Origin of the sequence: Streptomyces sp. NPDC090119, assembly GCF_044747085.1 — a bacterium.
Taxonomy (GTDB): Bacteria; Actinomycetota; Actinomycetes; order Streptomycetales; family Streptomycetaceae; genus Streptomyces.
This window is the reverse complement of record NZ_JBIVDK010000002.1, coordinates 572,207-583,097: the sequence shown is the minus strand read 5'-3', so window position 1 is coordinate 583,097 and position 10,891 is coordinate 572,207. Positions and strand designations below refer to the sequence as shown.

Below are 10,891 nucleotides of genomic sequence, written 5' to 3'. Positions count from 1 at the left end.
ACGCTCACCGCGCGGCCCCGCCACGGCCGCGATAGCCGAGAGAACGCTGCACGGGGTCCAGGGGCTCCGCCGGACGCCCGAGCCGGTCACGGAACAGGGTGGCCAGGCGGTGGCCGAAGTCCTCGGCGGCGGCCTCGTCGGCCTCGCGGGAGCCGTCCCGGGCGGCCACCGTCAGCGCCCGTTCCTCCCAGCCGGACCCCTCCGCGAGCGCCAGGGTGGCGCCGCCGAGCGGCGGATGGTGCCGGTGCCCGGCGTGCAGATGCCACAACTCATGGCCCAGGACCACCAGTCGCTGCACGGCCTCGGCCCGCTCCTCCACGATGACCAGATCGAAGTCCTGGAACTCCACCCACAGCCCGGTGACCTCGAGCTCGTCCGGGAAACGCTCGAACCGCAGCTCCACCGGCCGCCCGCCCCGCCGCGCGCTCATCGCCGCGCACAGGGCACGGCACACCCCGTCCACGTCCGTCGGAACGTGCGGCAACGCGGCTATGTCGGCGGCGAGTTCCCTGGCCAGGGAGCGCATCGCGTGACCCGGCCGGGAGGGACGCAGCCGGGCGGCCAGCCGTGCCGCTCGCGCCCACGCGTCCGCGCTGACCATGTGCCGCCCTCTCCTCCCTCGCCCGACGCCGTCGCCGGACCGTCCGAGGGTACGCGCACGGGTGTGTCCACGTCATGCGGATCAGCGGGCCTTGTTCAACCCGGAACCACCCGTGCGCGTAACGGAGTTCAGCGGCCGGGAGAGGGCACCGGAGTCACCGGGAGCCCACCGGCGGCCGCGCCCAGCAGGGTCAGGCTCACCTTGCCCGGTCCGGACAGCGTGGTGAACTCCGACAGCACCGCCAGTGCCAGTGTGTTGGTGCCACGTGTGCGCAGAATCCCGTTCGGCAGCACGAAGGTGTGCTGCGGACCCACGTTGTTGATGTACTGGCCCATGTTCCAGCCGTTGAGGAAGATCTGCGCCCGGTAGGCCCGGTACGGATCGTCCTCCAGCCGCAGCCCCACCGAGGCGTCCACATCGCCCGGCACCGAAAGCCGGAACGAGGTGCGGTACCAGGTCACGCCCTGCCGCCGCTCCTCCCTCGGGAAGGTGACCGGCTCCCACTCCCGGTCGGGGAAGCCGGGCAGGTGCCAGCCCTCCCGCTCCCCGTACAGCCCGCCGTTGTTCAGCGGTCCGCGCACCGGGTCCACGGCCCGCTCGCCCTGCAGCCGCCAGGACACCTCCGGCGCCGCCCCGGTGAAGGACACCGAGGTCAGGCCGCGTGCCGCCTTGTGGGTGTCGTCGCCCTTGCCGTCCTGGTCGTGCTGCATGCGCCGCACCAGCACCGACAGCACATGGCGGCCGGGGGAGCGCAGCTCGGGTCGCACCGGGAAGGTGGCCGTCGCCTCCCACGTGCCCTTGCGGATGGTGGTCGTCTTGTCCGGCACCGGCAGCCGGTGGGTGCCCAGCGGCTCCCCGTCCAGCCACGCCATCAACAGCCCCTGGGTACCGGAACTGTAGGCGAGTTTGACCTCCTCGATCCCGGTACTCCCGCTGAACGCACCCCGGTACCAGACATCCCCGTAGTGGAAGCCGTAGTCGTCCGCGAACAGCACCGGGCCGCCCTCGGGGACCGGGGTGGTGCTGTACGACGACGTGCGGTCCGCCTTGCGCCACCGGGAGTCGTCGAAGTTCGGACCCGCCTCCGGGTTCTCGGTGCGCGCCCGCCAGCCGGTCAGCTCCGGGAGCCGCACCTCGGGCACGCGGGGCAGGGTGCCGGTGGTCATCAGGCTGCCGGAAAGGGTGACCCGGACCGGTACCCGGCGTCCGTTCCACACCAGGGTGTCGACGCCGCGCGGCCCCCACACCTCGATCACCGGATCGTCGTCCAGGTCACCGGTGAGCCGTACCTCGGAGCCGTGCACCTCGGCGTGGCGCAGCAACGTGGGGCCGTAGACCACGACGGTGCCGGACGGGGTGTCGTGGGGGAAGATCCGCATCGAGGTGGCGTCGTCCGCGAGGAGCAGCACCAGCGGGGTCTCGGTCCCGCCGCCGGTCACCAGCACCCGGCTCAGTCCGGCCTCCCCGAGCGGGGCACCGACGTGCAGCTCCCCGCCCTCGTACGCCCAGCCCGCCTCCGGGTCGAGACGGGTGACGTTCGGCTCCTGCGGGCAGTCCAGCACCAGCTCCGCCAGATCGCCCCGGCGGCCCGCGAAGACGGCGACGTCCCGCTTGCCCGCCGTCACGCACATCACGGGCTGCGCGGTGCTGTACTTCATCGTCCTGCTGCCGAGCCGCAGCCCGGTCGCCAGCATGCGGGCGTCCCGCGCGGGCACCGTGATCCGCAGCTTCCCGGCGTTCGTCGGCAGCTCGGCGGTGACCGGCTCCGTGCCGTCGTTGCGGGTGACGTACACCCGCGCGCCGGTGTCCGGGTTGGCCAGGTGGTACACCTTCAGCCCCGGCACCTTCACGTCCGCCGCCCGGTCGAGCCGCGCGAAGTCCGGCACCCGCTGGAACAGATGCCCCAGCTGGTGCATCGGCGCCATCTTCGCGGTGACGTTGCGGGCCTCGTCGATGGCCGCGCCGTAGTCGTACGACGTGTAGACGACCGGCGCGGGCAGCCAGCCCCAGCTGGTGCCGCCGAACGTCATGTAGACGTTGTGCAGGGTGAGGCCGTTGGCCAGGTTGGTCAGGTAGAAGCGGCGCTCGTAGGCCGAGTCACGGGTGCGCCGCGCCTCCGGGTACCCCTTGCCGTCGAACCAGGCGCCGCCCCACGGATCGAACCAGCCGCCGCCGAACTCCGGTACGAAACCCGGTGTGCTGGGTGAGGCGCTGGCTCCGCCCTTCGATCCGCCCGGCCCGAACTTCCCCCAGTCCGGCGGGTTCTGCGAGGGCGAGGGATAGCCGTCGAAACCGTACAGATAACCGCCCTCCTCCCCACCGGTGTCGAAGGAGCCCGGCACCCAATAACCGTTGCGGCCCTTGTCGTTGTGGAAGAGGGGTACGTCGATGCCGTCCGCCCGCACCTTCTTGTACAGGTGGGACATGTACGCCCGGCCGGTCGCCTCGGTGACGTGGGAGTCGTACTCGTTCTCGAGCTGGTACAGCAGCACCGTGCCCCGGCCCTGGGTGTACAGGTGCCGCCGGACGATCCGGTCGACCTGCGTCAGCCACGCGTCGACATGCCCCAGATAGGTGGGGTCGGCGGTGCGCGCGGTGCCCTTGGTCGCCGTCAGCCAGCCGGGGAAACCGCCACCGTCGACCTCGGCGTTGATGTACGGACCGGGCCGCAGGATGACGTACAGCCCCGTCTCGGCCGCCGTGCGCAGGAACAGGTCCAGGTCACGGACGCCGGAGAAGTCGAAGGTGCCCGGCGCGGGGGAGTGGTAGTTCCAGGAGACGTACACGCTCACCGTGTTGAAGCCGTGCGCCCGCATCTTCTGCAGCACGTCCCGCCACAGCGACGGACTCGGCAGCCGGAAGGGGTGCAGCTCCCCCGACCACACCACCAGCCGCCGCCCGTCGACCAGCAGCGAGTACGGGTCGTACCCGATGGTGTGCCGACGGCCGTCCGCGCGGGGCGGGGCCGGCGGGGGACCGGTCGGCGCGCTCCGGGCCGCGAACGCCGAGGGCGCTCCCGGACCGCCGCTGCCGCCCATGGCGAAGCCGAGCGCGGCACAGCCGGTCAGGGCACTGAAAGTACGTCTGCTGAGCGCCAAGGTCGTCCTCCGGTCGGACCCCATAAGGAACGTGGGTCCGGCCATTCTCCACGCCCCACCCGCCCCCGGCCGACCCAAGGGGCCCCCGGCGCGGGCGAATCACCCGGTACGGGGGGATGGCGCCCCGGTGAAGCAGACGGAAATCGCCGCCGCACCAAAGGTTCGCACGGACGTACGCCGGTCCTGGCCGGGCGATCGAGTCTGATCGACAGGACACCCCCTGACCCGTCTGGCTAACCCATCTGGCCCGCCGGGGCCGCGCCCGCCGCGTTCGGCCAGCTCTGGGCGTTGGGCCAGCCGGTGGCGCCGGCCGGGGCGAGGCCGGGGCCCGCCTGGGCGGCGGGGGTGCCCGGTGCGGTCATGCCGCGCACCTGGGCGGCGGTCAGGCCGCCGCGGGCCGGGACACCGGGCGGGGTCGGGCCGAGGGCGGCGGCGGGCGCGGGGACGGGGGCGGGCGCGGTCATGGGGGCCGGGGCGACGGCCGCCGCGGCCGGTGCGGGCGCCGGGTACGGGGACGCGGGCGCCGGTGCCGGGACCGGCGGCGGTGCCATGGGTACCGGGGGCGCCATCGGCGTCGGCTGCGGCGGCGGGGCGGGGGCCCGCTGCGGCACCGGCTGCTGCGGGACGGGTTGCTGCGGGACGGCCTGGGGCGGGAACGCGGGCTGGGGAGCGGGGCCCGGCTGGGCCGCCGGTACCGGCATCCCGCCGCCCGGTGGGGGTCCGGCGACGGGGAGCGGCAGGCCGGCACCGGCGGCCAGGGCGGCGGCGATCACCGGGGAGCCGGAGGTGGCCGGTGCGGCCAGCCTGGCTCCGGCCCCGTTGGTCTCGCCGACCAGCCGGTCCACCGCCGCCGTGCCCGAGCTGTAACTGGTCCCGGCGCCCAGCTCGGGCACGGCGGGCTCGTAGAGCACCTGCTCCAGACCGGCCACCAGACGGTGGACGTCGGTCTCGGGGCGCACCACGAGCCGCAGGAAGCGGCTCGACGAGCCGATCTTGTTGCCGCACTCGCGGACCAGGATGCGGTGCTCGGTGAGCAGCCGGTCCCGGACCACGGTGCCCTCGGCGCCGAGCGGGAGGCGCACGAAGAGGAAGTTGCCCTGCGAGGGATAGACGGTGAGCCCCGGCAGCGCCGACAACTGGCTGGCCATCTCCAGCCGGTCGCGCCGCACCTGGAGCAGGCTCTGCGTGTACTCGGCGCCGTGCTGCTTCAGCATGAACACCACGTACTCGGCGAAGGAGTTGAGGTTCCACTTGGGCAGCATCGAGCGGACCTTGTTCGCCAGGCCCGGGTTGGCCACCAGATAGCCGAACCGGATGCCGTGCAGCCCGAAGTTCTTGCCGAGGCTGCGCAGCACGATCACGTTGGGTCTGAGCATCGCCTCCTGCACCACGCTCGGCTCCGACTCGGCGTCGGCGAACTCCAGGAACGACTCGTCGATCACCACCAGGTCCAGGTCGGCCATCGCGTCCATGAACTGCACCACCGACTGCCGGGGCAGGAAGCCGCCGTCCGGGTTGTTGGGGTTGCAGATGACCGCCACCCGCGTGCCCCGCGCCCGGATGAACTCGGCGTACCGGCCGAGGTCCAGCGCGAAACCGTTGGCCTCCGGCAGCGGGAACATGTCGACCCGCTTGCCGGTCTCCATGGGCTGGTCGGTCCAGCGGCCGAAGGTCGGTACCGGCACCGCGAGCGACTCGCGGACCAGCAGATGGTCGATCCAGGTGATCAGCTCGGTCGAGCCGTTGCCCATCGCCACGCACTGCGGCGGCAGTTGGAGCAGCTGGCACAGCTCGGCCGTGATGGTGTCGGCGCCGCTCGGGTAGTACGTGATGATCTCGCGCAGCCGGGACGCCATCTCCTCGAACATCGCCGGGGTCGGGAAATAGGGGTTGCAGGGGATGCAGAAGTCCACCGGACCCGTACCGTCGCTCTCCCGCGCCAGCGCCGCCATCGAAGGGCTGTGCGCGGCGGTGCTGCGGAACAACGAGGTGACGTTGTCAGGCAAGGGGACCTCCGTCGAAGGGTGGCCCGCGCGGGGGACGCGGGCCATCCATGCATACGGAGGACTCCGGGGTGGTGTTCAACCCGAGCCCGAGCCCGGCCACTTCACCCGGCGTACGCCCCTCACGCCCCCGACCTGCGCTTGTTCCAGACGTCGAAGCCGACCGCCAGCAGCAGCGCGAGCCCCTTGATCACCTGCTGCCAGTCGGTGCCGACGCTCAGCAGGTTCATGCCGTTGTTCAGCACCCCGAGCACGAGCCCGCCGATGATCGCGCCGAGGACCGTGCCGACGCCGCCGCTCATGGAGGCGCCGCCGATGAACGACGAGGCGATGGCCTCCAGTTCGAAGTTGACGCCCGCCTTCGGCGAGGCCGCGTTCAGCCGGGCGGCGACCACCAGTCCGGCCAGCGCCGCGAGGACGCCCATGTTCAGGAAGACCAGGAAGGTGACCTTCTTGTCCTTCACCCCGGACAGCTTCGCCGCGGGCAGGTTGCCGCCGATCGCGTAGACATGGCGGCCGAAGACCGCGTTGCGCATGAGGTACCCGTAGCCGACGACCAGCGCGCCGAGGGCGATCAGGATGATCGGGGCGCCCTTGTAACTGGCGAGCAGCATGGTGAGGGCGAGGATCGCGGCGACCAGCGCGGCCAGCTTCAGCGCGAACAGCCGCAGCGGCGGCACCAGGAGCGCGAACTCCCGCTGCCTGCGCCTGCCTTGGACCTCCTGCCAGACCACGGCCGCGATCAGCACCAGCCCCAGCAGCAGCGTCGGATTGTGGTAGTCGGTGTCGGGGCCGAACGCGGGCAGGAAGCCGTTGCCGATCTTCTGCAGCCCGTCCGGGAACGGCCCCAGGGTCTGCCCCTTCAGCAGGATCTCCGTCAGCCCCCGGAACAGCAGCATCCCGGCGAGCGTCACGATGAACGACGGGATACCGAGATAGGCGATCAGATACCCCTGCACCGCCCCCGCCGCCGCGCCCACCAGCAGACACAGCACCAGCGCCAGCGGCCAGGGCACGTCGTTCCGTACGTTCAGCACGGCCAGGAACGCCCCGACGAACGCGGTCAGCGAGCCCACCGACAGATCGATGTGCCCCGAGATGATCACCATCATCATCCCGATCGCCAGTACCAGGATGTAGCTGTTCTGCAGTACCAGGTTGGAGACGTTGCGCGGCAGCAGCAGGTCCCCGTCGGTCCACACCGCGAACAGGACCACGATCAGGCCGAGCGCGATCACCATCCCGTACTGGCGCATGTTGCGGCGCAGGCCGTCCAGCATCAGCCGGAGCACGCCCGGCCCGGCGGGCGGCCCGCCGCGCTCCGGCGGGGCGGGGGCCGTCACGTCCGCGCTCATGGCGTCACCTCTTCGTCTCTGGTCATCGGGCGTCTTCGTCTCTGGTCATCAGGCGCATCAGCGCTTCCTGGGTGGCCCCGGCCCGTGGCACCTCGCCGGTCAGCCGACCGGCGGCCATGGTGTAGATCCGGTCGCACATGCCGAGCAGCTCGGGCAGCTCGGAGGAGATGAAGACCACCGCCCGGCCCTCCGCCGCGAGCCGCCCGATCACGGTGTAGATCTCGTACTTGGCGCCCACGTCGATGCCCCGCGTCGGCTCGTCCAGGATCAGCACGTCCGGGTCCGCGAAGATCCACTTGCTGAGGACGACCTTCTGCTGGTTGCCGCCGGACAGCCGCCCGACCGGCTCCAGCACGGTCGGCGCCTTGATGTTCATGGCGGTACGGAACCCCTCCGCCGCCCGCCGCTCCGCGTGCTCGTCCACGATCCCGCGCCGGGCCACCTTGCCGAGCGCGGTCAGCGAGACATTGCGGTGCACGGTGTCGATGAGGTTCAGCCCGTAGTGCTTGCGGTCCTCGGTGACGTACGCGATCCCGTGCCCCACCGCCTCCGCCACCGTCCGGATGCGGATCTCCCGGCCGTCCTTGAACACCGTGCCGCCCGCGTACCGGCCGTAGGAGCGGCCGAACACGCTCATCGCCAGCTCGGTGCGGCCCGCGCCCATCAGCCCGGCGATGCCGACGATCTCGCCCCGGCGCACCTCGATCGACACGTCGTCGACGACCTTGCGCTGCCGGTCGATCGGATGCCGTACGGTCCAGCCGCGCACCTCCAGCGCCGGGGCCGCGCCCGACTCCGCTTCATGCGGCGGGCGTTCGGGGAAGCGGTGGTCGAGGTCGCGGCCGACCATGCCCGCGATGATCCGCTCCTCGGTGGTCCCGGCCGCCCGCACGTCCAGCGTCTCCACCGAGCGGCCGTCCCGGAGCACGGTGACCGAGTCGGCGACCCGGCGGATCTCGTTCAGCTTGTGCGAGATCACGATGCAGGTGATGCCTTGCGCCTTCAACTCCAGGATGAGATCCAGGAGTTTGCCGCTGTCCTCGTCGTTCAGGGCGGCCGTCGGCTCGTCCAGGATCAGCAGCCGCACCGACTTCGCCAGCGCCTTGGCGATCTCCACCAACTGCTGCTTGCCGACCCCGATGTCCGCGACCCGGGTCTCCGGATGCTCGTCGAGACCGACCCGGCGCAGCAGCTTCGTGGCGTGCCGCAGCGTCTCCCGCCAGTCGATCAGACCGCGCCGGGCGTGCTCGTTGCCGAGGAACAGGTTCTCCGCCAGGGAGAGGTAGGGCACCAGCGCCAGCTCCTGGTGGATGATGACGATGCCCTGCCGCTCACTGGCCCGGATGTCCCGGAACCGGCACTCCTCGCCCTCGAAGAGCACCTCGCCCTCGTAACTGCCGTACGGATGAACCCCGGAGAGCACCTTCATCAGGGTGGACTTGCCGGCGCCGTTCTCCCCGCAGATGGCGTGCACCTCGCCGGGCCGGACGGTCAGGGTGACGTCGGAGAGGGCCTTGACGCCGGGGAACGTCTTGACGATCGAGCGCATCTCGAGCACGGGGGCCGACGTGCTCTTCAAGTCATCCGACTCGGCCATCACTTGAGCTGGGACTCGGTGTAGTAGCCGCCGTCGACCAGGACCTCGCGGTAGTTGCCCTTGTCGACGCTGACCGGCTGGAGCAGGTAGGCGGGCACGACCTTGGCACCGTTGTCATAGGTCTTGGAGTCGTTGACCTCGGGCTTCTTGCCGCCCAGGGTGGCGTCGACCATGTTCGCGGCGACCTCGGCGAGCTTGCGGGTGTCCTTGTAGACCGTCTGCGTCTGCTCCCCGGCGATGATCGACTTCACCGACGCCAGCTCCGCGTCCTGCCCGGTGACGACCGGCAGCGGCTTGCCCTTCCCGCCGTACCCGTCCGACTTCAGCGCGGACAGGATGCCGATGGAGATCCCGTCGTACGGCGAGAGCACCGCGTCGACCCGGCCGGACCGGTACGCCGAGGTCAGCACGTCCTCCATGCGGTGCTGGGCGGTGGTGCCGTCCCAGCGCAGCGTGGTGACCTGGTTGAGCGCGGTCTGCCCGGACTTCACCACGAGCTGCTTCTTGTCGATGTACGGCTGGAGCACCTTCATCGCGCCGCCGAAGAAGTACTTGGTGTTGTTGTCATCGTTGGACCCGGCGAACAACTCGATGGAGAACGGCCCCTTCTTGCCGCTGTCCAGCCCCAACTTGTGCGTGATGTACGTGCCTTGCAGCTCGCCGACCTTCTCGTTGTCGAAGGAGGCGTAGTAGTCGACGTTCTTGGAGCCGAGGATCAGCCGGTCGTAGGCGATGACCGGGATGTGCGCGTCGGCGGCCTCCTGGAGCACGTTGTTCAGCGACTTGTTGTCGATCGCCGCGATGATCAGGCCCTTGACGCCCTGGGTGATCAGGTTCTCGATCTGGGCGACTTGCTGGTCCGGGTCGTCCTCGCCGTAGACCAGCTTGGTCTTGTAGCCCTTGGCGCGCAGGTTCTTGACCACGTTGGCGCCGTCCGAGATCCAGCGCTCGGAGGACTTGGTCGGCATGGCGACGCCGATGGTGCCGCCCTTGGCGTCACCGCCCTTGTCTTCACTCCCGCCCTCACCGCTCTGCCCGCAGGCGGTCAGGGTGAGGGCGAGTACGGCGGTCGCGGCGAGGGCGACTCTGCGGGGGCGTGCGGTGTACCGGTCGCGCATGGGGAACCGTCCTTGGTCGTCTCGGCGTGCGGAATCTCGGCGTTGAGCGGGTCGGGCCGTGCGGTGGAGCGGGGTCACGCGGTCGTGGGGAAGCGGTGCAGGGGGCCGGGGAGGCGGCTGCCGAGCGGGGCCATGCCGTGGTCGGCGCCGTGCCGGGCGAGCAGGTCGAGGACCAATCGGCCGCGCCGTACCCGCTCCCGCGCGGTGTCCAGGGCGACGCTCCTCAGGTGGGCGCCCCAGGGGTAGATGCCGGGCGCGCGGGACAGGCCGAACTTCAGATACAGCGGGGCGCCGCGCCGGATCAGCTCGGCCACCTCGTACATCCGCACCTGGCCGCCGAGGTCGTCCGGCGCCTCGATGTACATGTCCATGGGAGCGCCGGACACCCGGCGGATCTCGGTGAGATGGGCGAGGGTGAGATCGCCGGGCACGTTGATCGAGTCGGCGCCCAGCCGCTCGAACACCGCGTAGGACACCGGGTTGACCGGCCCGATCAGCGCGGAGACCTTCAGCGTGGTGTCCGCCGGGAGCACCCCCGACTCCCGCGCCCGGTGCAGCGCCCACAGCACGCCCTCGTCGGCCACCAGCAGGCAGCGCACGCCCAGTTCGGTCGCGCGCACCGCGTCCTCGACACAGCCGGCCACCGCGTCGTGACCCCGGGCGCGCGGGCCGCCGCCGCCCGAGTCGGAACGCACCGCGCCGCCGGTGTCCCAGGTGCCGCGCGGCCCGGTGAACAGACACAGCTCGATGCCATGCTCGCGGGTCGCCCCGGCCATCTCGGTGATCTCGGCGTCCGTGAGCATCCAGACGCCGCTGCCCTGGCTGATCCGGTGCACCGGCACGTCCAGCCGCGCCGCCTCGGCCAGCACGACGGCCAGCGCCTCGGGCCCCTCGCACGACGGGATCTCGGTACGCCAGCTCCCGCCGCCCGGAAAGCGGTGCGGGGAGGCGTCGGCGGGGTCGGGGGCGGGCGCGGCAAGACCCAGAGCGGCGAGCGCCTGCTCACCGGGCCTGCGGACTGCCGGGGCGGAAAGGTCGGTCACGGGCTGCCCTTCGTGTTCGGTATGCCGGACAGAGTTCGGATCTTCGGGCGGAAGGGCCCCTAAGGGACGCTCGTAC

At 71.4% G+C, this 10,891-nt stretch carries 7 protein-coding genes; all 7 read right to left on the bottom strand.

The annotated features are described in order from the left end of the window. Positions 1-4: 4 nt before the first annotated feature. The 7 genes from ACIPPM_RS10030 to ACIPPM_RS10000 all read right to left on the bottom strand — a co-directional run bounded on the left by ACIPPM_RS10030 (position 5) and on the right by ACIPPM_RS10000 (position 10,815). Positions 5-601, bottom strand: a complete 597-nt coding sequence (locus tag ACIPPM_RS10030; protein ID WP_401445316.1) for a toxin-antitoxin system, toxin component family protein — start codon at positions 599-601, stop codon at positions 5-7. 128 nt (positions 602-729) lie between these two features. Then, positions 730-3,699 (bottom strand): beta-galactosidase, encoded by a 2,970-nt coding sequence (locus ACIPPM_RS10025; RefSeq protein WP_401445313.1) that lies wholly within the window; start codon positions 3,697-3,699, stop codon positions 730-732. A 233-nt stretch (positions 3,700-3,932) separates the two neighbouring features. Beyond that, on the bottom strand, positions 3,933-5,705 hold the full coding sequence (locus tag ACIPPM_RS10020; RefSeq protein WP_401445310.1) for a pyridoxal phosphate-dependent aminotransferase: 1,773 nt from the start codon (positions 5,703-5,705) through the stop codon (positions 3,933-3,935). A 119-nt stretch (positions 5,706-5,824) separates the two neighbouring features. Next, complete coding sequence (gene mmsB, locus ACIPPM_RS10015) at positions 5,825-7,057, bottom strand: multiple monosaccharide ABC transporter permease (protein WP_401445308.1); 1,233 nt, start codon at positions 7,055-7,057, stop codon at positions 5,825-5,827. 22 nt (positions 7,058-7,079) lie between these two features. Further along, a complete protein-coding gene (gene mmsA, locus ACIPPM_RS10010) occupies positions 7,080-8,654 on the bottom strand; it encodes a multiple monosaccharide ABC transporter ATP-binding protein (RefSeq protein WP_401445305.1) in 1,575 nt (524 codons plus the stop codon). After that, positions 8,654-9,772 (bottom strand): multiple monosaccharide ABC transporter substrate-binding protein, encoded by a 1,119-nt coding sequence (gene chvE / locus ACIPPM_RS10005; RefSeq protein ID WP_401445303.1) that lies wholly within the window; start codon positions 9,770-9,772, stop codon positions 8,654-8,656. The genes mmsA and chvE overlap by 1 nt, the downstream gene beginning before the upstream one ends. A gap of 74 nt (positions 9,773-9,846) precedes the next feature. Beyond that, on the bottom strand, positions 9,847-10,815 hold the full coding sequence (locus ACIPPM_RS10000) for a hypothetical protein (RefSeq protein WP_401445301.1): 969 nt from the start codon (positions 10,813-10,815) through the stop codon (positions 9,847-9,849). Positions 10,816-10,891 lie beyond the last annotated feature (76 nt).